Genomic DNA, 24,929 nt, shown 5'->3' with positions numbered 1-24,929 from the left:
GTGTCATTCACTCAGATACCTTATAAAAAGCACATTAATTCTGTTGATAAATATCTGGGACATCAGTGATCAACATATCGACTCCCCATGCTTCAAAATCTTTCACTTCTTTAGGATCATTGGGGGTATAGCAATAAATTTCATAGCCTGCTTGTTTCAACATAGCCGCTTGTTGCTGCGTTAAATATTGATAATTACAATGCACGCTAAACCCCTCTATAGCTTGTAAAGTTTCTAGTGCATTATCAGGAATATCATCCCATAGCTGTCCTCGACGAATGGCGGGCAGATAACGTTTCATCACCATTAATGCGTGAGTATCGAAAGAGGAAAACAGGATTTGTTCGTTAGGGATATCTGCGCTTTTTATCATTTCAGATACCGCTAAACATAAGCGCTCTACATCATCATCAGGCCATGTTTTAAGTTCGATATTGAGCTTAGTGCCTGAGCGCTTTATCAACTGCAAACCTTGTCTTAGTGTGGGAATTTTTTCCCCTTGATAAAGTGAACTAAACCAACTGCCTGCATCAAGGCGGTGTAAATCATCCAAACTATGAAAGCGCACCGCACCTTGTCCATTCGTGCAACGATTAACCGTCTTGTCATGGATCAGTACAGGTACATGATCTGCCGTTAATTGCACATCGGTTTCAATCCATTCACACCCAAAATCAATTGCCATTTTAAATGCAGCTAATGTGTTTTCAGGTGCCTTTCCAGAAAATCCTCTATGAGCGGCTATTTTCATCTTTCTCTCCTTATTCGTTGATATCGCCATCATGACAACCATTTATGACAGCAATTTGACAGTCACACCATCAACATATCTTCATTTAATTGTCACCCTTTTGTCATAAAGAACGCTTAGGGTATTTCTTAAATTAGATTGCGCCTTTCGTATTTAAATAAAAAGGAAATTTTGCATGTCGATTAAATCCTTCAGTACGCTTGCCATAGCAATAGCATTATTTACTTCACCAACCTACGCAAAAACCGAAATAGAGTGGTGGCATGCTATGGGAGGCGCCTTAGGTCAAAAAGTCAATCAAATTGCCTCAGACTTTAATGCCAGCCAATCAGAATATGTGATCAAACCTGTCTATAAAGGGACTTATCCAGAAACGATGACCAGCGCTGTTGCTGCATTTCGAGCCAAAAACCAACCTGCGATTGTTCAAGTGTTTGAGGTGGGAACAGCAAGTATGATGGGAGCTAAAAAAGCCGTTTTTCCTGTTTACCAATTAATGGAAAAAACCAACGAGCCATTTGATCCTAATAGCTACCTCTCGACAGTTACCGCTTATTACACCACCAGCGATGGTAAAATGATATCTCTACCTTTTAATAGCTCAACGCCTGTGCTTTATTACAACAAAGCACTATTTAAACAAGCAGGCATAGCGCAACCTCCTAAAACATGGAAAGAGATGGGGGCTGTCTCTCAGAAACTACTTGATGCTGGCGTGAAATGTGGTTTTACCACCACTTGGCAATCATGGACCCAAATAGAGAATTTTGGCGCTCGTAATAACTTACCTATCGCCACCAAAAATAACGGCTTTGATGGGACTGATACCTCATTTTTATTTAATCAGGCACCGTTTGTTACTCATATCCAACGCATGGCGGATTGGTCTAAATCCGGTATTTTTAAATATGGTGGCCGCCAATCTGATGCTATGCCGCTATTTTATACTCAAGAATGCGCCATGGTGATGGAGTCATCTGCAGGCTTTGCGGGTATTAAAGAGAATATGAAAGGCATTGATATTGGTGTTAGCCAATTGCCTTATGACGATACTTTAGTTGATAAACCTGCTAATAGCATTATCGGAGGTGCCTCATTATGGGTAATGGCAGGTCGTCCTGATGCTGAATATAACGGTGTCGCTAAATTCTTTACCTATCTTTCTAGTCCTGAAGTACAAGCAGATTGGCATCAAGCAACCGGTTATTTACCTGTGACGAAAGCCGCTTATGCATTAACACAACAACAGGGGTTCTATCAGCAAAATCCTGGTGCTGATACGGCTATTTTACAAATGACCACCTCTGACTCTACAGCAAACTCAAAAGGCTTGCGCTTTGGTAACTTTTTACAAACGCGAGAAATCGTCGATGAAGAATTAGAAAAAGTGTGGTCAGGCAAACAGAGCGCACAAGCCGCCTTGGATAATGCGGTTAAACGGGGAAATGAACAACTACGCCGATTTGAACGCACTCAGTAAGGTATTTGGTATTCGGCGAACATCAATAAGTGTTCGCCTGTTATTTTGTCAGATCTCTGGATACAGTATGGCTTCCCAATCCGTTTACTTTAAACAAAAATGGTTACCTATCGCGCTGATCTTCCCTCAATTAGCCATTACTTTAATTTTCTTTATTTGGCCGGCTGGACAAGCATTGTTGCAATCTTTTCAGTTAGAAGATGCTTTTGGCCTTAGTCGTGAATTTGTTGGTTTAGAAAATTTTCAGCGCTTACTTAATGATAATTATTATTTTGACAGCTTAATCACCACGCTTATTTTTAGTACCAGTGTTGTATTACTTTCAATGTTATCTGCGGTTATTTTAGCGGGTATTGCTGAGCAAATATTACGGGGTAAATTGTTTTACCGCACAATACTTATCGCTCCTTATGCTATTGCTCCTGTTATCGCTGGTTTTCTCTGGTTGTTTATGCTCGATCCTACCATTGGTGTATTAAGCCGAGTATTAAACAAAATCGGTATCAATTGGGAGCCGGTCTTAAATACATCTCATGCAATGTGGATGGTGATTTTAACCGCCACATGGAAACAGATAAGCTATAACTTCCTGTTTTTTCTTGCCGCATTACAATCTGTGCCTAAATCGTTGCTAGAAGCAGCAGCCATTGATGGCAGTGGTCCAATTAAACGTTTTATTACCATTAGTTTGCCATTAATTTCGCCGACAACTTTTTTCTTATTGGTGGTGAATTTTGCCTACGCCTTTTTTGACACCTTTCCCATCATTCATGCCATGACCCAAGGTGGCCCCGGTAATAGCACCTCAACATTAGTTTATAAAGTGTATAACGATGGATTTGTTGGATTAGATTTAGGCTCATCAGCGGCACAATCGGTTATTTTAATGTTGATTGTTGCCATATTGACCATTATTCAATTTCGTTATGTTGAGAAAAAGGTGGCTTACTAATGGTTGAACGTAGACCTCTCTTCCACGCTTTTTGCCATCTTATTCTGATTGTTGGCATTCTTTCTGTAGCATTTCCGGTATGGATCGCTGTTGTTGCGACTACCCACCAAAATACCGAATTTGCCACAGGCTCGCCTCTTTGGTTTGGTCAGGAGGGTATCGAGGTTTTTAAAACGCTCTTTTCATCAGCGGGAACGACTCAAAATAGTGCAATTACCATTAATGGTATGCTATTGAACTCTTTAGTTATGGCGTTAGTGATCACTATTGGTAAATTGGTTATCTCTATTGCCTCCGCTTACGCCGTGGTGTTCTTTCGTTTTCCTGGCAGAATGCTGGCTTTTTGGACAATCTTCTTTACCTTGATGCTCCCCGTCGAAGTGCGGATCATGCCGACCTTTGAGGTAGTGACAAATCTTAATATGTTGAACTCCTATGCAGGACTGACCATTCCACTGATTGCGAGTGCAACGGCTACATTTTTGTTTCGCCAATTTTTTCTTACTATCACCCCAGAGCTGATTGAAGCGGCCAAAATTGATGGTGCAGGGCCAATAAAATTTTTCTTTACTATTTTATTGCCTTTATCCCGTACCAATATTGCCGCACTTTTTGTTATCACCTTTATCTATGGCTGGAATCAATATCTTTGGCCAATGCTTATCACCACAGATACTCAGTACTACACCATTGTCATGGGCATCAAACAGATGGTGGCCGTATCTGATGGCGTGATTGAGTGGAACAAAATTATGGCAACCACTTTAATTGCAATGTTGCCACCTGTCTTTATCGTCATTTTGATGCAAAGAGCCTTTGTTAAAGGCTTTGTTGATACGGAGAAATAATATGACTACCGTAACACTGACTAATTTAGAAAAACGTTATCCTAATGGTTATCAAGCAATTTCCACGCTCAATCTCTCTATTGAGCAAGGCGAAATGGTGGTTTTAGTAGGGCCTAGTGGTTGTGGAAAATCAACACTACTGCGCATGATAGCGGGATTAGAAACCATCACAGATGGCGATTTACTGATTGATAATCGACGCGTAAATGAACATGAGCCTAGTGAGCGAGATATTGCGATGGTTTTTCAAAATTATGCCCTCTACCCACATATGTCTGTCTATGACAATATGGCGTATGGTTTGCGTAATCGAAAAGTCCCCAAAGCTGAAATCATAGCCCGAGTCGATCGCGCTGCTCATATGCTAGAAATAAGCCATTTACTGGATAGAAAACCTAAAGAGCTTTCTGGTGGACAACGCCAACGCGTTGCCATGGGCAGAGCGATTGTCCGTGATCCCAAAGTCTTCTTATTTGATGAACCGCTCTCTAACCTTGATGCCAAACTACGCGTACAAATGCGTCTTGAAATCAAAAAGCTTCAGCAAAAATTAGCCACTACTTCTGTTTATGTCACTCATGATCAAGTGGAAGCCATGACCTTGGCGGATAAATTAGTAGTACTAAACCAAGGTCATATAGAACAAGTTGGCTCCCCCTTAGAGATTTATGAAAGCCCAGCTTCTGTATTTGTGGCAACATTTATGGGATCACCGGCGATGAATATTTTAACCACTCATATCAATCGCGGTATTATTGAAATTGCGGATGGTCATCTTGCTATTTCTGCCCACTCATTACCTAATGGTGAGATCCAACTAGGATTACGTCCTGAACATTTGCTCATAAATCAACAAAATCCACTGTTTCATGCTAATGTCGATTTTATTGAAGCTTTAGGGGCTGATGTTTTAATTTACGCCACCACTTGTGACCAACAATCTATTGTTATTCGAGCCGCAAACGATCATGGTGTTAATGTGGGTAATAGAATAGGTGTTGCTATTTATCCAGAAAATCTACATTTTTTTGATCGACAAACCCAAAAACGGATTGAACGTCCTACCATGTTGTTAAGTGAACGATTAGTCTCTTAATTTATTCTCACTGTGATTCATTTTCAGTTTAATCTTAATAGCAATGTTTTTAGCATTGCTATTATTTTTTCATCGATGAGAAAACACACATAACATCAATATACTTAACACTTAAAATGTATAAAGTAGATTATTTTGATGCTATCCATTGCGATTAATCTTTGCTAAAAGAGAGATGATAAAAAATTTACAACATATTAAAATTTAATAAAAATTTTACAATAAATACCTTTAAATCCATTTTAAAAACCATGATTACTTACATTAATAAAAGTACACTTATTAAGGATTTTAATATTTTATATAATAAGTTTAAAAAATAGAAAAATACGCGTTTAAAATAATAAAAATAATTTTTTATAGCAGTAGAATAATATCATTAGAATATCCGCATATTGCACCACTAGATAAGCACTGCTATTCTTTTGCTCGCATTTAATGTGCAACTAATAATATTAAACTGCTAAGCAGAAAAGGACTTAATTGATAATGAAAATAAAACTACTTGCGACAGTGATGGTATCCGTGGCATTACTCTCTGGCTGTAAAAATCTTGATACTTCTATGTTAGCGCAATCAGGTACACAACTTTTCCAAGCGGCAACATTAAGTGATGACGATGTCAAAGCGCTAACTAATGATGCATGTAAAGAAATGGATGCTAAAAACAAAATTGCACCTGCAAATAGTAACTACACTAAACGCTTAAATAATATCGCGAAAGCGTTAGGTAATGAAGTTAATGGTACTCCAGTAAACTATAAAGTTTATCTCACTAAAGATGTCAATGCATGGGCGATGGCAAACGGCTGTGTGCGTGTTTATAGCGGTTTAATGGACATCATGACTGACAACGAAGTGGAAGGTGTATTGGGCCATGAAATGGGACACGTGGCATTAGGCCATACACGTAAAGCAATCCAAGTAGCACATGCCACCGTTGCGGCACGTACTGCAGCCTCTTCAGCGGGGGGAGTAGCAGCACAATTAAGTAGTTCCCAGTTAGCAGAAATGGGTGAAAAACTGGTTAATGCCCAATTCTCTCAACACCAAGAAACACAAGCTGATAACTTCTCTTACGATCTGCTGAAAAAACGCGGTGTCAATACTTCAGGCTTAGTGACTGGCTTTGAAAAATTAGCTAAATTAGGTGGTAGTGATTCAAGCATGTTTGATTCTCACCCACCATCAAAAGAGCGTGCTGACAATATTCGTAACCGCATTGCCGAAGATAAAAAATAAACTTTATCGCCCCTATATTTAACCATATGGGGGTTTTCTTTATGCTTTTTCCTTGTGGCGAAAACGATTTGCAACATCAGCTAAAAAGCGTTTAATTGCCAGCCTTTCATTTTGATCATACTGTTCAAATAAGGTTATCCATTTTGCCTGAGATTGTTGATGTAACAATTCATGAGTGTGAAACAGCTTTTCCCCTTCAGTAGTTAAAATAAAAAATATCTCTTTTTGGTTATCCGCTAATTTTATTTTCTCAATAGCGCCTTTACTCTGTAAGCGACGACAAATTTTTGAGACTGCCCCACGTGTCATTGCCATATAATCACTGATCGTTGTGAGGTTGCGCATACTCTCTTCACCAATACAATGGATCACATGAAGCTCTGTGAGTGAATAATTTTCTAACCCCTTCTCTGCTAATACTTTCTTATGACCTTCATCATTATTCGCTTCTTTTAAGTGCAACAATTCACTTAAACCATTAAGCAATTCCTGTGTGGTTACTTGCTGTCTTGTCATTTTGTTTCCTTGGAAAAAATATTTTAAAAAAATAATACCAAAACTATTTACAACAATCAAAATATCGCTATTATCTATTTTGTTTCCATGGAAACAAAACTAAGAGGCAATATAATGAAATTATCAATCCGTAGTCTGTTTTACCTTGTTTGCTTTAGCGCTTTATTAGGCTCTCTAGCACAAAATATTTATACTCCTGTGCTGCCATTGATCCAGCAGCAATTTAATACCACATTATCACTGGTTAACCTTACGGTATCAGCTTTCACTTTTGCTATGGCTGTTATGCAGTTATGTTATGGTTCATTGATTGACAAATGGGGCAGAAAACCTATTTTGCTCAGTGGGTTAACGATTTCAATTATCGGCGCACTTATTTGTATATGGGCTAATTCTATTAACCTATTAATTTTTGGACGAGTGATCCAAGCCATAGGTATCGCTGCCATCCCTGTTGTCGCAGCAACTATTTTAGGCGATCTCTATCAAGGGAATGAGCGTGCTAAAGCAATGGGAAGTTATCAAATGTTGCTAGCATTAGCTCCAGCGAGTGGTCCTTTATTGGGCGGCTATTTAGCACAACATTATCACTACCAGAGTATTTTTGTTTTCTTAAGTATAGTGGGACTTGTTTTGCTGATTGCCCATCTGTTTTATTTACCTGAAACTCGCCCAGAACAAAAACAGTCCGTTAAAAGCTTATCTGCTATGCGACAAGTGCTCGCCGCCCCAGAGGGTAAATCTGTTTTTGTGATAAGTTTTATGGTGTTTTATAACTACTTCTGCCTATTAGTATTTTTACCTTTAATTGCTTTTCACCTTTATCACTTAAATAGCAGTGAAATTGGTGGACTTTATGTTCCTATGTCCATTGCACTGGTGTTAGGCAGTTACCTTTACCGTAAGGTTTGTCATTTGTTTAGCGCTGAATATGGTGTGATCATAACTTCATGTATAAACCTTGCCATGTTGTCGTTATTTGCCCTATTTTGGCAAATCTCATTACCAATAATGTTAATATTAACGGTGTTATATGGTCTCTCTTTAGGATTAACTATGCCTACACACACGACCTTATTAACCAGCCACTTTAGTTCAGTAAGAGCAACGGCAATGGGTATTTATAATTTTATCCGCTACTGTGGTATGGCAGCAGGGCCTATGGTCGCAAGCTATTTTGTCACCGATAATCATTATCAATATGTCTTTTATTCTTGTGTGATCTTAACAAGTTTGGCATTGTGTTTTGCCATCAAAACGCTACTTTCCACATTAAAACAACAACGACAAACCATCGACTAACAGGACATTTGATGAAACTAACCATTGAAAATCTGCCGCAGCTTTCAGCACAAGATAAAATAGATTTAGGGAAAATTTGGCAAGATAGTGAGTACCAAATGGCACTCACTGCACCAATCACCACAGAGCATACTCTTTTTGTCGCCCGTTTTAACGGGCGATTGCTAGCGGCTTGTCGTATAAAATACCAAGCAAAAACAGCGCTTATCAGTGATTTTATGGTAAGAGAAGTGACTCGTCGTCGTGGTGTTGGGCATTACTTACTAACACAATGCCTTGAAAAAAATCCAACCATTACACATTGGCAAGCTTTATTGAAAACAGGGCAAATCAACGATCCTGTAGCACAGGCTTTTTTAGCGCATCATCATTTTGCTACTTCATTACAGGCTGATACTTATGATTATTTCTGCAATGATAAAGCATAAAGCCTCGCTACATTATAAGCGGTTTCCTGTAAGTTTTGCTCAGCATTATCAAAGGCTTGCTGTAAAGTGGCAACACCAGGCATGATAGAGAAAACCGCATCAATACCCTGCTGATGGACCACATCATAATCCGGTAAATAACCACCAACTAATGCAATCACTGGGCGATGGTATTTTTTAGCTAATTTAGCAACACCTATCGGGGTTTTACCTTGCGCCGATTGGCTGTCCATTCGCCCTTCGCCAGTTATGACCAAATCTGCATCGATTAACTGTTTTTCTAATTCAACAGCGTTAGCAACCAAATCAATACCTGGTGAAAGTGTTGCTTGCGTAAATGCCAGCAAAGGCAGAGCCAATCCTCCTGCCGCACCACTTCCTGCAATATTGATAAGAGTGCGTTGTGTCATTTTCTCAAGATAAGTACCAAAATGGTGTAGTGCGCTATCCAGTTGCGCAATATCTTGTTCTGTCGCCCCTTTTTGTGGGCCAAAGACTTTTGAAGCCCCCAATTCGCCACATAATGGATTAGTTACATCACAGGCGATCTCTATATCAACAGAGGCAAGTTTTGGATGTAGTTGATTGATATCTATAGAATGAAGTTGACTTAATGCATGTCCACCAAAAGGCAGAGATGTTCCAGACTTATCTTTAAGACCAAGACCGAGCGCTTGCATCATACCTGCACCGCCGTCATTTGTGGCACTTCCTCCTAAGCCTAAAATGATCTTTTTAACCCCCAAATCTAGTGCGGCACAAATTAACTCACCGGTACCATAACTCGTCGTTAAATTGGGATTGCGTTGAGATGAAGGGATAAGATGAAGACCTGATGCCTGTGCCATTTCAATCACGGCAGTAGTATTATCGCCTAACACTCCCCAAGTGGCTGTTACCTGTTTACCTAATGGATCACAAACTGGCGTTGTGATAAAACGACCATGGGTAGCATCAACTAATGACGTTACTGTACCTTCACCGCCGTCGGCCATAGGAATACAACAATAATCAGCATCAGGTAAATAACGTGAAAAGCCTTGTTTAATCGCCTCTGCCACCTCTTTGGCACTTAAGCTCTCTTTAAAAGGATCTGGGGCGATAACTATTTTTATCTCTTTCACGTCATGTTCTCCGCGTATAAAAAAAGCGATATATCAATATCGCTTTTATATCATACTCTACAATCAGAGAGGTTGGATTGGCTTTAAAATGTGATTAATCTTCAATCGCTAAACGCAATTTTTTCATCGCATTTTTTTCTAACTGGCGAACTCGCTCAGCAGAAACACCATATTTATCTGCAAGCTCCTGTAAAGTTGATTTATTATCATCTTCTAACCAGCGAGCGCGGATAATGTCTTGGCTACGTTCATCCAGTGTTTTTATCGCTAAAGTCAGTCGGTCAGCCGCATGGTTATCCCAGTTATCTTCTTCAATACCATCAGCAAAGTCAGAAGATTTATCTTCTAAGAACAGCACCGGAGCTACAGGATGTGAGTCATCACTATCATCAGCACTCATGTCAAATGCCATATCTTGTGCCGACATGCGAGATTCCATTTCACGCACATCGCTCTCAGAGACCCCAAGCTCTTTCGCGACTAGCTCGACTTCATCTTGGTTAAACCACCCTAAGCGTTTTTTGTTTTTTCTTAAATTAAAGAACAGTTTACGCTGTGATTTCGTTGTCGCGACTTTCACGATACGCCAATTACGTAACACATATTCATGAATTTCGGCTTTGATCCAATGCACGGCGAAAGAAACCAGTCTAACCCCAACTTCAGGGTTAAAGCGACGCACCGCTTTCATCAAACCAATATTACCTTCTTGGATAAGATCCGCCTGAGGTAAACCATATCCTGAATAACTGCGAGCAACATGAATAACGAAGCGTAAATGAGAAAGGATCAGCGTTTTCGCTGCTTCCAAATCGCCCTCGTAATGCAGCCGTTCAGCCAGTTCCTTTTCTTCCTCTGCCGTTAACATCGGATAGGAATTGGCTGCACGGATATACGCTTCAATGCTGCCTTGCGGAACCAATGCTAAGGATTGCATTTCTTTTGTCATTCAAATCCTCATGAAAATCAAATAGATAATTAATATTAATACTGTATGGTGAGCAGGAAGAACCTTTTAATAGTACTTAACAGGTCATCGTTGGTGGTAGATATTATGTTTTTACAACATTATTGACCAGCATAAAGACTAAAGGTTCATATCGCATCTATGTTTACATATCTTTGTACTTTACCAAGCAAACCGCAAATTCATCTATTAAAAATAGTACTCAATTCATCTAGGTTAAGTGTAGAACATTATTATGCCAAAGATAGGGGTTTGATAAAATGGCAAGGTTGCCATAATAATGCAACCCGCCATAATAAAAAGGAAAAAAGGGACTAATATGGCTATTCTGGTGTGAATTGACGTAAATGTTGCATGGTGGTCAACCAAGCAGCAAACCAGCCAATGGTCATCGAAACGAGGATCAAAATAACCGATTCATCAAAACCTAATCCAGATATTGAGAAAGTCGTTCCAAATACGGTCGCCGCTTGCGTAACGACATCAGATAACTTCCATACCAATAATGCAGAGAAAATAATCGCAAAAATAGCCCCGATAAAGCCGAGTACTAAACCCCAATTTAAAAAGGGGCGCATGATAAAGCCATCAGTAGCACCAATTAATTTCATCACATTAATGGTATCACGACGACTGAAAATATTAAGACGAACACTATTACCAATAACCAATAGCAGTGCCACAATCATTAAGCTACCGATCACCATTGCGATTTGTCCAACTAATGAGGTTAAAGTAGATAACCGAGTAAACCAGCTATCGTCCATTCTCACTTCGTCAACACCGGCAATATTTGCCACTGCATCACGCAGATTAACCATTAATTGCTCGTCATTAGGATCCATAACAGGAGTCACAATCGCGACAGCGGGTAATGGATTTTCTTCTAGCATATCTAATGCGCTACTAAATCCAGACCATGAGCGAAACTCCACTAATGAATCTTGACGAGAAAGATAATTAACCTCTTCAACTTTATCTAATGCCTCGATATTTTTTATCGTTGCCTGCGCTAAGCTGTCATCTAGAGATTTATCAAGATAGACCGTCAGTTGCGGAGTGGGATACCACTGCTCTGCGGCTGTTGATACATTTTTCCAGACAATGTAACAGATACTAGGTAGTGTTAATGAAATCGCTACTACCATCACCGTTAAGAAAGAAGAGAGAGGTTGGCGTAAAAAGTCTGCCATGGTATTACGCCATGCATAACGCCACTGCTCACGGCGTCCACCACGTAATGCTTTTGTTTTCGCTTTTGGTGTTGGCATTGCCTTACGGGAGTGTTTTCCTTTAGCCATTTTGTCCTCCCACCATACGCCCTTGACCTAAGGTTAGAATACGGTAATTCCTGCGCTCTACAAGTGTCATATCATGCGTTGCCATTAACACGGTAACCCCCACGCGATTAAACTCTTCAAACAGACGCATAATGCCTTCTGAAAGTTCACCATCAAGATTCCCTGTTGGCTCATCAGCCAATAACACCGTGGGTTTATTCACAACAGCACGAGCTATTCCCACCCGTTGCTGTTCACCCCCTGAAAGCTGGATAGGGTAATTTTTCGCTTTATCAAGTAGTCCGACTTTATCCAAGGCGGCTGAAACTCGGCGTCGAATATCCTCTTCACTTGCGCCTGCAATAATCAAAGGTAGAGAGACATTGTCATAAACCGTTCTGTCCATCAGCAAATGGTGATCTTGGAAGATCATCCCTATTTGACGACGCAAAAAAGGGATCTCACTATTTTTTAGCCTACTGATATCATGACCAGCAAACCAAATAGCGCCATCACTTGGACGTTCTATGCCACAAATTAATTTAAGCAATGTACTTTTACCAGCACCAGAATGTCCGGTTAAAAAAGCCATCTCACCAGGGCGAAGATGAAAATCAACCCCCTGTAATGCTTGTCTTCCACCTAAATAAGCCTTGCTGACGTGTTCGAAGCGGATCATTACAACTACTCCTCGCGGGCAAACAGAGCCTCAATAAAATCGTCGGCCTTAAACGGACGTAAATCTTCAATACCTTCACCGACGCCGATATAGCGAATAGGAATACCAAACTGATCAGCGATAGAGAAGATAACGCCCCCTTTTGCAGTACCATCCAGTTTCGTCAAGGTTAATCCTGTCAGCCCAACCGTTTCATTAAACAATTTTGCTTGGCTAACAGCATTTTGCCCTGTACTGGCATCGAGTGTCAGCATCACTTCATGTGGTGCTTCCTCGTCTAATTTTTTCATTACACGGACGATTTTTTTCAGCTCTTCCATTAAATGAGATTTATTTTGCAATCGTCCCGCGGTATCCGCAATCAGAACATCGACACCTTTTGCTTGCGCCGATTGAATAGCATCAAAAATAACCGATGCTGGATCAGCCCCCGTATGCTGAGCAATAACAGGGATATGATTACGCTCACCCCAAACTTGTAATTGCTCAACCGCCGCTGCACGGAAGGTATCTCCCGCAGCTAACATCACCGATTTACCTTCAGCTTGGTATTGGCGGGCTAACTTACCGATAGTGGTCGTTTTACCGACCCCATTAACTCCGACCATTAAAATGACAAAAGGTTTTTTACCTTCAATATTTAATGGTTTATCCACTTTATTTAAAATATCGCCCATCTCTTCACGCAACTTACCATAAAGAGATTCAGCATCTTTGAGATCTTTACGACTAGCATGCTGAGTCAAACTGTTAATGATCTTGCTAGTGGTATCCATTCCCACATCGGCAATTAACAACTGCTCTTCTAACTCTTCGAAAAGCTCGTCATCAATTTTCTTACCGCGGAATAGCCCCATAAAACCGGAGCCTAAATTTTGTCGTGTTTTTAATAATCCCTTTTTCAAGCGAGAGAAAAAGCCTTCTTTTTTCGGTCTCTCTTGCTCTACGGGTTTATCGACTAATACCTCTTCGCGTAACGCGACAATATCTTCCGCTTCGGCTTGTGCTTGTGCAATACGCGCTTTTTCTTCAGCTTCAGCTTCTTGGCGTGCTTGTTCAGCTTCAAGTTGCGCTTGACGTTGGGCTTCTTCTTCGGCTAAACGAGTCTGCTCTGCACGTTCAGCAGCTAATCGTTCTGCCTCTGCTCTTTGCGCTTCTTGGCGTGCTTGTTCAGCTTCAAGTTGCGCTTGACGTTGAGCTTCTTCTTCGGCTAAACGAGTCTGCTCTGCACGTTCAGCAGCTAATCGTTGTGCTTCTGCTCTTTGCGCTTCTTGGCGTGCTTGTTCAGCTTCAAGTTGCGCTTGACGCTGGGCTTCTTCTTCAGCTAAACGCGCCTGCTCTGCACGTTCAGCAGCTAATCGTTCTGCCTCTGCTCGTTGCGCTTCTTGGCGTGCTTGTTCAGCTTCTTGCTGCGCTTGACGCTGGGCTTCTTCTTCGGCTAAACGTGCCTGCTCTGCACGTTCAGCAGCTAATCGTTCTGCCTCTGCTCTTTGCGCTTCTTGGCGTGCTTGTTCTGCTTTTAGCTGTGCTTGACGTTGAGCTTCTTCTTCGGCTAAACGTGCCTGCTCTGCACGTTCAGCAGCTAATTTTTCAGCTTCTACTCTTTGCGCTTCTTGGCGTGCTTGTTCAGCTTCAAGTTGCGCTTGACGTTGAGCTTCTTCTTCGGCTAAACGTGCCTGCTCTGCACGTTCGGCCTCTAAACGTTGTTGTTCTTTCTCTTGTGCAGTATTTTCTTCTTTATTACGGCCAAATCCGAGCCACGAGAAAAAACCTTTTTTTTCTTTTGCCATTAGCTACTAAACTCCTCGCACTAAATCATGGCGCGATAACATTGACGATATTAAAAATAATAATGAAGTCTATCATTTGATCGAGGATAAACGCATCTTTTATACGAATTTTATGGTAAATTATTCGCGCTTAAATCAAGGTAAGTTATCAAGTTATCAACAAACTTGTTCCTTGAAACATTAAAACACGCCAAAATTCACGCTTAAACGATATATATCAGAAAAATATGGCTAAGAAACCACAAAAAACGCCGATGGGACAAATCAGAATAATCGGAGGTAAATGGCGTGGTCGGAAACTTCCTGTGCTTGATAGCCAAGGATTACGTCCCACCACCGATAGAGTCAAAGAAACACTGTTTAATTGGCTTATGCCCGTTATTCAGGACGCTCGTTGCTTAGATTGCTTTGCCGGCAGTGGTGGGCTAGGTATTGAAGCACTCTCTCGCTATGCAAAAGAAACGACATTTATTGAGTTCGACCGTAAAGTCGCGCAACAAATTACTGCTAATTTAGCGCTGCTTGGCGCTGATAATGGGCATGTTATTCAAGATAGTGCGTTAAATTATCTAGCTAAACAAGGTACTGCATATGATGTGGTGTTTTTAGATCCTCCTTTTCATCAAGGTATGTTGGCAAACACCCTGCAATTATTAGAAAATAACCAATGGTTAGCCGAAGGTTGTTATATTTATATTGAAGAAGAAGTAAACGCACAGGTTTATTCTTTACCAGAAAATTGGCGATTACATAGAGAAAAAATCGCAGGCCAAGTCGCCTATCGTCTTTATATTCGCAATTTATCTGCTTAATTTGTTATGGAGCTGCTATGTTAATCTTTTTAGGTCGATTTTTAATGATCGGTGTGTGGGGATTTCTTTGTTTAAATCTTATTTCCCCATTCCCTAAACCTTTAAAGTACTTTATGGATATCGCATTAATCTTTATGGTGATTATGCACGGCTTACAAATTGCCATGTATAAAGCAGGCCAACCCGAAGATAAAAAACCTTCTGGCTTACTCCAATTTAAGATCTTCTTTTTTGGTATTTTTGAGCTATTGAGAATACAAAAAGAGTTGCGCAAAGAGTATCTAGAAAAACAAAAAAATAAAAACCAATAATCATCGTCTATTCAAGTCACTGGGGATAACACGCTAACTCCCCAGTTTCTTATGCTCTGATGCTTATTTAGTTGATGTTTTACCACTCTCATTATCTGGTGCATCGGTTTCAAACTGCACGAAACGACTACCTTGCATAAATAATCGCCCTTTCATCTCCAGCGCTACATTTGAGAAAGTGGTTTTATCCACACGTAAGATAATATCTTGCTGAGAGTCCGTTGTTAAACGAAAAGTCACTTGATAGTAATAGGTTGTTTCTGGCCCATTAACATCATTTTCTCTTGAACGTCGATCGTTTTTCGGTATTTGTTGCTTATCAACAACTTCTACCATATATAATTTAACGGGTGAATTATCATCACTGATACGCTGTTTTCTTTGCTCAAAAAAACGATATGTTGCGCTAGCGATAATGATAATCAGCACCGCGATACCTAACATTCCCGCTTTATTCATTACACTCATTCCTATTATCGTTATAAATTCACATTGTGCTTATCTGTAGTTAATTTTAATTAATACGCCAGTTTCTTCATTAATCGCTATTCTTAAATTATGCTTTCTGTTATGAATAATAAAAGAGTTCTCTATATAAGAATAAGGAAGATATTATGAGTTGGCCTTTTCTCGCTGTCTTATTTTCTGGGTGGCTTTATATCGATGCCGCGTATCGTGGCCCTAATTGGCAACGATGGCTATTCCGTCCTATTACACTACTACTATTACTCCTTTGGGCATGGCAAGTCCCTGAGCATAGCATTAATAGTTATCTTATTGTCGGCGCTTTATTAGCAACATTACTTTCTGATGTATTAAAAATGTTTGAAGGTAAGTATTTACTACCTTCTTTAGCCTTGTTATTCCTAAGTTATATTCTCTACCTAATTAGTTTTGCCTTACCATTACAAATCTCTTTTTATCTTCCTTTGCTTGGTTTTGTTATCGTTGCCGCAATTATCGTGTTAGCCATCATCTGGACTAAACTGGATAAATTTGCCATTCCTGTATTACTGACTTTATTAGCGGCTTTTGCGATGTTTTGGGTTGCAGGAGAGAAATTCTTCTACCTGAGCAACGACTACAACTTTTCTATCATGATAGGCTCACTCTTGTTAGTAATTGCTTACTCTATTTGGCTTATCAACCGTTTCCGCTTCTCTTTTTCAGCCTCTAAAGGACTGGTAAGTGCCTGTTACTTTATTGGTCACTTCTTTATTGTTAGAGCCCTTTTTCTGTAAAACCCTGATCCCTTGTTTCTTTATCAATAGAAACAAGGGATTAATTGATTTAACAAATCCGCACTTTTTGACAATCAATACGCTCTGTTTATCTTGACTCTGGACTCTACTCCAAGCTGTAAAGTATCGGTAATTGATAAAACTGTACTTTGTTGAACGAGGAGAGGCGTATGTCTAAACACGCTCATCAACACGATAACCATAAACATACCGATGCTTGCTGTTCAAGCTCTCAATGCTGCTCTAATCAGGCAGATAATAGTAGTATGCACTCACATACTGAAAGTGGACACACTCATAGCAAAATCGATAAGAGTGATCCTGAATGTGAAGAAGAACATCATCATGGCCATCAACATGAGCATAATCATCACGCTCATGATGGTCATGATCATGCCCATGGCTGTTGTGACAGCAACGCCCCTGTCTCTAATGTAGAGCCTGAAAAAATTGCACAGCAACGTTTTAGTTGGAAAGTGCAAGGAATGGATTGCCCAAGCTGCGCGCAAAAGATAGAGACAGCAGTACTGAAAGTGGTCGGCGTTAAACAAGCGAAGATCTTGTTTGCCACTGAAAAACTGGTTGTCGATGCTGATACCGATTTACGTACTGATGTGATTAGTGCCGTTAAAAGTGCCGGTTTTGAACTATTTGATATCTCATCAGCGGGATCTCAGCCTCCTGCAAAACAAAGCCTCTTAAAAGAGAGTTCATTCGTCATTATCTTAGCGATTTTAATGGCGATAAGTTGGGGTGCCGAGTTTATTGATCCACAAGCAGGTCGCGCTGCCTTTATTGCAACGACATTAATCGGGTTATTCCCTATTGTAAAAAAATCGCTACGACTCATTCGTAGTGGTACCCCATTCGCGATTGAAACCTTGATGAGTGTTGCGGCTATTGGGGCACTGTTTATTAATGCCACCGAAGAAGCGGCAATGGTAATTTTGCTGTTTATGATTGGCGAAATGCTTGAGTCTTACGCTGCGGGTCGTGCACGCCGCGGAGTCAGCGCATTAATGGCTCTTGTACCAGAAGAAGCGGTGGTAATCAAAGAGGGTAAAAAACAGACAGTCCCTGTAGCTCAATTGCGCCCCGGCGATATTATTGAAATTGCACCAGGTGCGCGCTTACCCACAGATGCCGAATTAATTACTGCTTTTGCAAGTTTTGATGAAAGCGCATTAACGGGTGAATCGGTGCCGGTCGAACGTTTACAGGGTGAAAAAGTCGCTGCTGGCTGTTTATCTGTTGATCGCTCGGTGCAAATGAAAGTGGTCTCTGAACAGGGGCAAAATGCCATCGACCGTATTTTACAACTGATCGAAGAAGCGGAAGAGCGTAAAGCGCCCATTGAACGTTTTGTTGACCGTTTCAGTCGCTATTACACACCACTGATTATGCTGTTTTCCGCATTAGTGATCATTATTCCACCTTTGTTATTCGCTCAACCTTGGGAAACTTGGTTCTACCGTGGTTTAACACTGTTATTAATTGGTTGTCCTTGTGCTCTGGTTATTTCAACACCAGCCGCCATTACATCAGCACTGGCAGCAGCAACAAAACGAGGTGCCTTAATTAAAGGTGGTGCAGCACTTGAACAACTGGGCACAGTCAATACCGTTGCTCTAGATAAAACAGGCACATTAACAGAGGGTAAACCTCAAGTCACTGATGTCATAGCAAATGCAGGCTTTAATGAGAAAGAGCTACTGATGTTGGCTTCTTCTGTAGAAGTTGGCTCTCATCACCCTCTCGCAAAAGCCATTATTAATAAAGCACAAGAGCAACAAATTGATGTTGTGGAAGCCGATAATCGCAAGGCTTTAGCGGGTAAAGGGATTGAAGGTTATTTAAATAATCAGCATATTCTGGTCAGTGCCCCAACACAATTATCAGAAACCACACCATTATCTGCACAATGGCAACAACAAGTCGCTCGTCTTGAAGATGAAGGCAAAACCGTTGTGGTGGTATTAAAAGAAGATCAGTTCATTGGTGTGATTGCGATGCAAGATACATTGCGCAACGATGCTATCGAATCAATGAAAGTGTTGAAATCGATGAATATCAATGCCGTGATGTTAACCGGTGATAACCCAAGAGCAGCGGCTGCGATTGCACAAAAACTGGGTATGGATTTCCGTGCAGGATTGCTCCCTGAAGATAAAGTCACCTCAGTAATGGAAATCAGTCAAACACATAACACAATGATGGTGGGTGATGGTATTAATGATGCACCAGCAATGAAAGCGGCTACCATTGGTGTTGCGATGGGAAGTGGTACAGATGTCGCCTTAGAAACTGCCGACGCAGCATTAACCCATAATCGTTTAACTGGCTTACCCGAAATTATTCAGCTATCTCGTGCAACACGTAAAATTATACGTGAAAACATTACCATAGCATTGGGTTTAAAAGCGATATTCTTAGTCACCAGTTTATTCGGTATCACTGGACTTTGGGTTGCCGTATTGGCTGACTCAGGAGCAACAGCTTTAGTAACCGCCAATGCCGTAAGACTATTAAAAGTTAAACTAAAATCTCCTCACCAAGATTAAACTAACCTAAAAATAAAACCCAAACCACAGTCATCGCTATGGTTTGGGTTATTTTTACGCTTAAATCTCACTGCGAGATAATTCTATTACTTATCTATTTCCTCAATACTCACATGTGCTTTTTTTCGTGAAAATAGTTTAACCACAAAGACATAGAACAGTGGTACAAAGAAAATAGCCAAGAAAGTGGATGCGAGCATACCGCCAATTACCCCTGTTGCGACAGAGTGCTGACTACCTTGCCCTGCGCCTGAAGCAAGTGCCATAGGTAATACCCCAAAAGTAAAGGCGAGTGAGGTCATAATGATAGGGCGTAGTCTCATTCTTGCCGCTTCTGCTGCCGCATCGATTAATGGTTTACCATCCTTCTCATAAAGATGTTTAGCAAACTCAACAATTAAGATGGCATTTTTCGCTGATAGGCCAATGGTGGTCATCAAACCTATTTGGAAATAGACATCTGAGGATAAACCTCGTAACAGTGTTGCGATAACAGCCCCTAAAATACCAAATGGCACCACTAAAGCGACAGAGAAAGGTACTGACCAACTTTCATAGAGTGCCGCTAAGCTTAAGAAAACAAACAGAATTGTCATCACATATAATGCAGGTGCTTGGTCTTGTGTTTGAATTTCTTCATAAGACAGACCGCTATAGCTTAGGCTGATTTCAGATGGCAATTGTTTCATAATATCTGCAATTGCCAGCATCGCGTCACCCGTACTGTAACCTGGCGCTGGTTCACCTAAGATCTCAATCGCTGATAGCCCATTAAAACGCTCTAATTTCGGTGGCCCCATATACCATTGTGTTGTTGCAAAGGCATTGAATGGGATCATTTCACCGCGCTGATTACGAACATGCCATTTATCCAGATCGGTTGGCAACATACGCGCTGAGGCTTCCCCTTGTAGATAAACACGTTTAACACGACCTTCATCAATAAAATCATTTACATACATCGATCCCCATGCGGCAGATAATGTATCGTTAATATCAGATAAACGCAGTTGTAATGCTCTTGCACGCTCTTTATCAATCACAACACGTAATTGAGGTTCATCGTTTTTACCGTTCGGGCGAACATTAGTTAATACTGGACTTTGTGCTGCTAATTCGAGGAATTTATCACGAGCTTTAACCAATTCAGTATGGCCTAAACCCGCATTATCTTGTAAGTAGAAATCAAATCCCATCGCATTCCCCATCTCCATAATAGCAGGTGGTGGGAACGCAATAACCATACCATCACGGATAGAGTTAAAGTGTTGCTGTGCTCGTGCCACTAATGAGAAAACATCTTCTCCTTTTCCTTTACGCTCTGACCAATCAGCCAAGTTAACAAATGCCATACCCGCATTTTGACCACGACCTGCAAAGTTAAAGCCATTAACAGTAAATACTGTTTTAACCAGATGTTTTTCTTCGGTCAGTAAATAATCCCTAAATTCTGCCATGGTTTGTTCCATACGCTCAGCGGTACTATTTGCTGGCATACGGACTTCAATCATCACAACCCCTTGGTCTTCATTTGGTAAGAAGGCTTTAGGTAATTGCGTAAATAACCACCCTGTTCCAACGGTAATAATGAGGAAAATAAACATATAACGGCCTCGACGGTACAAGATATTGCGTACCCCCTTCTCGTAATAGTTAGTTCCTCTATCAAAGAAACGGTTGAACAGCCAGAAGAATCCACGACGTTTCTTCACCTTAGGTTGTGGCTTTTTCAATATGGACGCGCATAATGCGGGTGTAAATGTTAATGCGATAAGCACTGATAATGCCATCGCGACAACAATAGTCGCTGCAAACTGGCGATAAATAATCCCAGCCGATCCACCAAAAAATGCCATTGGCACAAAGACTGCTGATAAAACAAGACCAATCCCCACTAACGCCCCTTGAATTTGCGTCATCGAGAGAATAGTCGCTTCTTTTACCGAAATCGCCTGTTCATGCATGATCCGTTCAACGTTTTCAACCACAACGATGGCATCATCCACCAGCAAGCCGATTGCGAGCACCATGGCATACATCGTTAATACGTTGATAGTTAAACCTAATGCGGCTAATACACCAAAAGTTCCTAATAAAACAACCGGTATAGCCAATGTTGGCACCAAGGTTGCCCGAATATTTTGTAGGAACAGGAACATAACCAAGAACACTAAGATGGAAGCTTCGACAATCGTTCTTACCACAGAGCTAATGGACGATTTTACAGAAGGCGTTGTGTCATAAGGGAAAAGGGCTTTTACACCTTGAGGGAAAAACTGCGACTGAGCTTCCACAACCTCTTTTACTTTTTTAGACACATCAAGTAGATTAGCTCCGGGCGCTAAGCGCATAGCCATACCCGCAGACGGTTTACCATTGTATAAGCTTGAAATAGAGAAATTATCTGCCCCTACTTCGACTTTCGCTACATCTTGTAACAGAACTTGTGAGCCATCAAGATTCACTTTTAATAGAATATGGTTGAATTCATCTACTGATACCATACGTGATGAGCTGGTAATGGTTGCGTTTAACTCAACACCTTTTAATGCCGGTAAGCCCGCTAACTGCCCGGCGGACACCTGTACATTCTCATCTTGGATAGCCGCGGCAATATCTTTCGGCATCAGGTGATAATTGGTCAGTTTATCCGGATCAAGCCAAATACGCATAGCGCGTGGTGATCCCAATAACAGAATATCCCCCATACCATCAATACGAGAAATAGGATCTTTCATATGTGAGGCAAGGTAATTACCTAAATCAAAGGCATCTAATTTTCCAGATTCATCTACAAGGGCAACCACTTGCATAAAGTTAATCTGGAATTTCACTACCCTCATCCCTTGTCGTTGTACTTCAAGGGGTAACTTAGGTGTTGCTAATTGCAGTTTATTTTGTACCTGCATCAACGCAATATCACTATCCGTACCTTGTTCAAAAGTGGCGATAACTTCAAAGCTACCATCCGTATTACTATTTGAACTTAAATAACGGAAGCCATCTAATCCGCTAAGCTCTTGCTCAATAACTTGAACAACCGTGTCTTGCACTGTTTCAGCCGATGCACCGGGATAAACTGCGGTGATCATTATCGCTGGAGCTGCAATTTCAGGATATTGACTCACAGGAAGTTTTATTAACGACAATCCTCCTGCAATCATAATAACAATAGCCATCACCCACGAAAGTATTGGCCGATTAATAAAAAATCGAGACATAATAATGTATTACCTAAATGAAGACTTACTCTAAGGTGGTCTTTAATGAAATGTTGTTAGCAGGAACCGCATTGACTTTTACGCCCGGTTTTGCACGATGATGACCTTCTGTCATGATCCTATCGCCAGCTTGTAATCCCTGTTTTATGATCCATCCATTACCTTGTGGTTTTAATATTTCAACATCTCTTGCTTGTAATACTTGTTGTTGATCAACGATATATGTGATGGATTTACCACGGGCATCAAAGGTAATCGCTTGTTGTGGCACAACAATCGCTTTCTCTTGAGTCCCTTGCATAATGCGAGCTTTGGTATACATTCCTGGTAATAATTGGTGCTGTGGATTAGGGAATTTGGCGCGTAATGTCACTGAGCCTGTACTTGGCTCAACTTGGACTTCGGAAAAACTTAATGTACCGGTATAAGGGTACTGAGAGCCATCTTCTAAAAACAGCGTCACATCCATTTTATCTTCACTATCAGTGACGACACCTTGTTGGATCAGTGACTTTAATTTCAGTTGGTTAGTAATAGGTTGAGTAATATCCACATAGATAGGATCAAGCTGTGTGATGGTCGCTAATGGCTGATTTTGTCCACTACTCACTAATGCCCCTTCACTAACAAAAGAGCGACTGATTTTGCCGCTAATAGGTGATAAAACTTGGGTATAGCCAAGGTTAATCTTTGCTTGATTTAAATCGGCTTTAGCTTGATCAAGGCGTGAAACTACATCGTCATATTCTTGCTGACTAATGGCATTAGTGGCACGTAAAGATTTATAACGGGCAGCTAATTTTTTCACATTATCGTAAGCCGCTTGTGCTTTAGCTACCTGAGTTTCGTAAGGTTTTTTATCTATTTGATACAGTGGTTGATCTTTTTTAACATCACTACCTTCAGTAAATAGACGTTTTTCTAAAATACCATCGACTTGTGGGCGCACCTGTGAGACACGATAAGATGCCGTTCTTGCTGGCAAATCGACCGTTAATGGAAGAATTTCCTCTTTGACAGTATAGACTCCCACTTCTGGGATAGCAGGCTTGGTTGGCTGAGTCGATTGATCGTTACAGCCCATTAAGACAAAACTTACCATCATCACAGAAGTAAAAGGAATATTACAACCCTTTGTTTTAAATAAATGTTTTGTTTTTTTCATAGTTAGTGGAATTGTGCTGATAAAAAAAATACCGTACTCCCTATGCGAATGGTTTCCGGTACAACGAATTAATTAAGAACGTCATCTATTTATGGCTATTAAAATAAATAGTCTAAATATTAAATTAATAACACATACAGTTGAGATCCTTATTTATTAGAGGTTTTTGTATTTATTAATACGCTGTGAATAATGAACTTTTCAAGATATTTTAACAAGATTATAATTTATCAATATGTGGCATTTTCAATAAATGAAAACACATCTTATTGAAAATAAACAAATTAAACAAAATAAACCCTATTATAAAAAACACTAAAATAGCATTTTTAGGAAAAATAAAAAGAGCAAAAAATTAACTAATAATTATCCCTTCATCATTAAAACGATGAATAAACAAACATTTTTAAATACTATTTTCACAATAATACAAAAGAGATAAATAAAATTATTTTAATTGTTTCTTATACGAAACTAATATAATAAATCTATTAATTCACACAAATCTATAAATATAGAAAAATAATCTCTTAGAAAAAACATGACTAATTCATCATAAAACCATTGCATTTATTCATGGGGTAAATAGATTTTATATGAGGTATAAAAAGGGAAGGAGAGCTACTTTTGCCTTGAAAGAAAGAGCCACAAGCGAGACAAGCCATGCTTTATCTCGCTTGATAAGCGTGTTTTTTACCAGTTGACATCCTCCACGCCCTAAAGGACGTGGATCCCTACTGCGTTCAGACTGATGTCTGAATCACCTCGGCGGGTTCCTGCTTCGACGGGCGGTCTGACTGCACCCTCCCTCCACTGGCAAGCACGGCATGTCCTGCCGCTAAAATGTTACGTGCCCCGTTGATATCAGCATTCGCTGTATATCCACATTCAAGGCACTCGAATTGACTTTGTGACTGCCGGTTTTCCTTTGCTGTATGACCACAGCAAGCGCACTTCTGACTGGTGTAGGCAGGGGGTATTGCCAGTACCTGACCTCCTCGCCAGAGCTGCTTGTACTCAAGCTGACGGCGCATTTCATACCAGCCCTGCTCCAGTATTGAGCGGTTTAAACCAGATTTAGCTTTTACGTTCCGTCCATACCGTTCTGTCGTACCTTTTGCCGATTTAGACATGTTACTGACCTTTAAGTCCTCAATGACAAT

General features: G+C 40.5%; 22 protein-coding genes. 11 read left to right on the top strand and 11 right to left on the bottom strand.

Features of this window, described 5'->3' with window-relative positions; translation table 11 throughout:
* Positions 1 to 34: 34 nt before the first annotated feature.
* Positions 35 to 751 carry a glycerophosphoryl diester phosphodiesterase gene (locus AACV00_RS07560; protein WP_004248889.1) on the bottom strand — a complete coding sequence of 239 codons (717 nt, stop codon included), beginning with the start codon at positions 749 to 751 and terminating at the stop codon, positions 35 to 37.
* Between the two features lie 175 nt (positions 752 to 926).
* On the opposite strand from AACV00_RS07560, the gene ugpB reads away from it, so the two are divergent.
* The 5 genes from ugpB (at position 927) to AACV00_RS07535 (ending at position 6,369) form a co-directional block, all read left to right on the top strand.
* Positions 927 to 2,231 (top strand): sn-glycerol-3-phosphate ABC transporter substrate-binding protein UgpB, encoded by a 1,305-nt coding sequence (gene ugpB, locus AACV00_RS07555; protein ID WP_004248888.1) that lies wholly within the window; start codon positions 927 to 929, stop codon positions 2,229 to 2,231.
* Positions 2,232 to 2,298: 67 nt separating this feature from the next.
* Positions 2,299 to 3,183, top strand: coding sequence for a sn-glycerol-3-phosphate ABC transporter permease UgpA (ugpA, locus tag AACV00_RS07550; RefSeq protein WP_161679963.1), 885 nt, complete (start codon positions 2,299 to 2,301; stop codon positions 3,181 to 3,183).
* Positions 3,183 to 4,031, top strand: a complete 849-nt coding sequence (gene ugpE, locus AACV00_RS07545; RefSeq protein ID WP_012368825.1) for a sn-glycerol-3-phosphate ABC transporter permease UgpE — start codon at positions 3,183 to 3,185, stop codon at positions 4,029 to 4,031. Before ugpA ends, ugpE begins: the two co-directional genes overlap by 1 nt.
* A 1-nt stretch (position 4,032) precedes the next feature.
* Positions 4,033 to 5,127, top strand: a complete 1,095-nt coding sequence (gene ugpC, locus AACV00_RS07540) for a sn-glycerol-3-phosphate ABC transporter ATP-binding protein UgpC (RefSeq protein ID WP_004248885.1) — start codon at positions 4,033 to 4,035, stop codon at positions 5,125 to 5,127.
* 489 nt (positions 5,128 to 5,616) lie between these two features.
* On the top strand, positions 5,617 to 6,369 hold the full coding sequence (locus AACV00_RS07535; protein ID WP_161679965.1) for a M48 family metallopeptidase: 753 nt from the start codon (positions 5,617 to 5,619) through the stop codon (positions 6,367 to 6,369).
* Positions 6,370 to 6,408: 39 nt separating this feature from the next.
* Here AACV00_RS07535 and AACV00_RS07530 read toward each other — a convergent pair whose 3' ends face one another.
* Positions 6,409 to 6,885 (bottom strand): MarR family transcriptional regulator, encoded by a 477-nt coding sequence (locus AACV00_RS07530; protein ID WP_017628211.1) that lies wholly within the window; start codon positions 6,883 to 6,885, stop codon positions 6,409 to 6,411.
* Positions 6,886 to 6,999: 114 nt separating this feature from the next.
* Here AACV00_RS07530 and AACV00_RS07525 point away from each other — a divergent pair, with 114 nt between their 5' ends.
* Both AACV00_RS07525 and panM read left to right on the top strand, forming a co-directional pair.
* Positions 7,000 to 8,187, top strand: coding sequence for an MFS transporter (locus AACV00_RS07525; RefSeq protein ID WP_004252729.1), 1,188 nt, complete (start codon positions 7,000 to 7,002; stop codon positions 8,185 to 8,187).
* Positions 8,188 to 8,198: 11 nt separating this feature from the next.
* Positions 8,199 to 8,615 carry an aspartate 1-decarboxylase autocleavage activator PanM gene (gene panM / locus AACV00_RS07520; protein ID WP_161679967.1) on the top strand — a complete coding sequence of 139 codons (417 nt, stop codon included), beginning with the start codon at positions 8,199 to 8,201 and terminating at the stop codon, positions 8,613 to 8,615.
* Here the strand turns inward: panM and AACV00_RS07515 are convergent.
* The 5 genes from AACV00_RS07515 to ftsY form a co-directional block, all read right to left on the bottom strand.
* On the bottom strand, positions 8,591 to 9,739 hold the full coding sequence (locus AACV00_RS07515) for a glycerate kinase (protein WP_004245382.1): 1,149 nt from the start codon (positions 9,737 to 9,739) through the stop codon (positions 8,591 to 8,593). The genes panM and AACV00_RS07515 overlap by 25 nt on opposite strands.
* A gap of 94 nt (positions 9,740 to 9,833) precedes the next feature.
* Complete coding sequence (gene rpoH / locus AACV00_RS07510) at positions 9,834 to 10,688, bottom strand: RNA polymerase sigma factor RpoH (protein WP_004245383.1); 855 nt, start codon at positions 10,686 to 10,688, stop codon at positions 9,834 to 9,836.
* A gap of 341 nt (positions 10,689 to 11,029) precedes the next feature.
* Positions 11,030 to 12,007 (bottom strand): permease-like cell division protein FtsX, encoded by a 978-nt coding sequence (gene ftsX / locus AACV00_RS07505; protein ID WP_004248880.1) that lies wholly within the window; start codon positions 12,005 to 12,007, stop codon positions 11,030 to 11,032.
* Positions 12,000 to 12,665, bottom strand: coding sequence for a cell division ATP-binding protein FtsE (gene ftsE / locus AACV00_RS07500; RefSeq protein WP_004245385.1), 666 nt, complete (start codon positions 12,663 to 12,665; stop codon positions 12,000 to 12,002). The genes ftsX and ftsE overlap by 8 nt, the downstream gene beginning before the upstream one ends.
* Before the next feature lie 5 nt (positions 12,666 to 12,670).
* Positions 12,671 to 14,455: a signal recognition particle-docking protein FtsY gene (gene ftsY / locus AACV00_RS07495; RefSeq protein ID WP_161737334.1), complete on the bottom strand. Its 1,785-nt coding sequence runs from the start codon at positions 14,453 to 14,455 to the stop codon at positions 12,671 to 12,673.
* Between the two features lie 227 nt (positions 14,456 to 14,682).
* Here ftsY and rsmD point away from each other — a divergent pair, with 227 nt between their 5' ends.
* Together rsmD and AACV00_RS07485 are read left to right on the top strand one after the other, a co-directional pair.
* Positions 14,683 to 15,267, top strand: a complete 585-nt coding sequence (rsmD, locus tag AACV00_RS07490) for a 16S rRNA (guanine(966)-N(2))-methyltransferase (protein WP_004252744.1) — start codon at positions 14,683 to 14,685, stop codon at positions 15,265 to 15,267.
* A 17-nt stretch (positions 15,268 to 15,284) separates the two neighbouring features.
* Positions 15,285 to 15,578: a DUF1145 family protein gene (locus AACV00_RS07485; protein ID WP_004248877.1), complete on the top strand. Its 294-nt coding sequence runs from the start codon at positions 15,285 to 15,287 to the stop codon at positions 15,576 to 15,578.
* 63 nt (positions 15,579 to 15,641) lie between these two features.
* Here the strand turns inward: AACV00_RS07485 and AACV00_RS07480 are convergent, their stop codons facing one another.
* Positions 15,642 to 16,046: a DUF2500 family protein gene (locus AACV00_RS07480; RefSeq protein WP_017827656.1), complete on the bottom strand. Its 405-nt coding sequence runs from the start codon at positions 16,044 to 16,046 to the stop codon at positions 15,642 to 15,644.
* A 146-nt stretch (positions 16,047 to 16,192) separates the two neighbouring features.
* Here AACV00_RS07480 and AACV00_RS07475 point away from each other — a divergent pair, with 146 nt between their 5' ends.
* Together AACV00_RS07475 and AACV00_RS07470 are read left to right on the top strand one after the other, a co-directional pair.
* On the top strand, positions 16,193 to 16,819 hold the full coding sequence (locus AACV00_RS07475; RefSeq protein WP_004248875.1) for a lysoplasmalogenase: 627 nt from the start codon (positions 16,193 to 16,195) through the stop codon (positions 16,817 to 16,819).
* A 170-nt stretch (positions 16,820 to 16,989) separates the two neighbouring features.
* Positions 16,990 to 19,380, top strand: a complete 2,391-nt coding sequence (locus AACV00_RS07470) for a zinc/cadmium/mercury/lead-transporting ATPase (protein WP_017628206.1) — start codon at positions 16,990 to 16,992, stop codon at positions 19,378 to 19,380.
* A gap of 86 nt (positions 19,381 to 19,466) precedes the next feature.
* Here the strand turns inward: AACV00_RS07470 and AACV00_RS07465 are convergent, their stop codons facing one another.
* The 3 genes from AACV00_RS07465 to AACV00_RS07455 form a co-directional block, all read right to left on the bottom strand.
* On the bottom strand, positions 19,467 to 22,601 hold the full coding sequence (locus AACV00_RS07465) for an efflux RND transporter permease subunit (RefSeq protein ID WP_004252755.1): 3,135 nt from the start codon (positions 22,599 to 22,601) through the stop codon (positions 19,467 to 19,469).
* A gap of 25 nt (positions 22,602 to 22,626) precedes the next feature.
* Positions 22,627 to 23,766 (bottom strand): efflux RND transporter periplasmic adaptor subunit, encoded by a 1,140-nt coding sequence (locus AACV00_RS07460; protein ID WP_049210239.1) that lies wholly within the window; start codon positions 23,764 to 23,766, stop codon positions 22,627 to 22,629.
* A 743-nt stretch (positions 23,767 to 24,509) separates the two neighbouring features.
* Positions 24,510 to 24,929, bottom strand: a 420-nt coding sequence (locus AACV00_RS07455; RefSeq protein ID WP_161680061.1) for an RNA-guided endonuclease InsQ/TnpB family protein, incomplete at its 5' end; no start/stop codon positions are given.

It is taken from the genome of Proteus sp. G3927 (assembly GCF_963894685.1).
GTDB lineage: Bacteria > Pseudomonadota > Gammaproteobacteria > Enterobacterales > Enterobacteriaceae > Proteus > Proteus mirabilis.
This window is presented reverse-complemented; position numbering and strand designations above follow the sequence as displayed.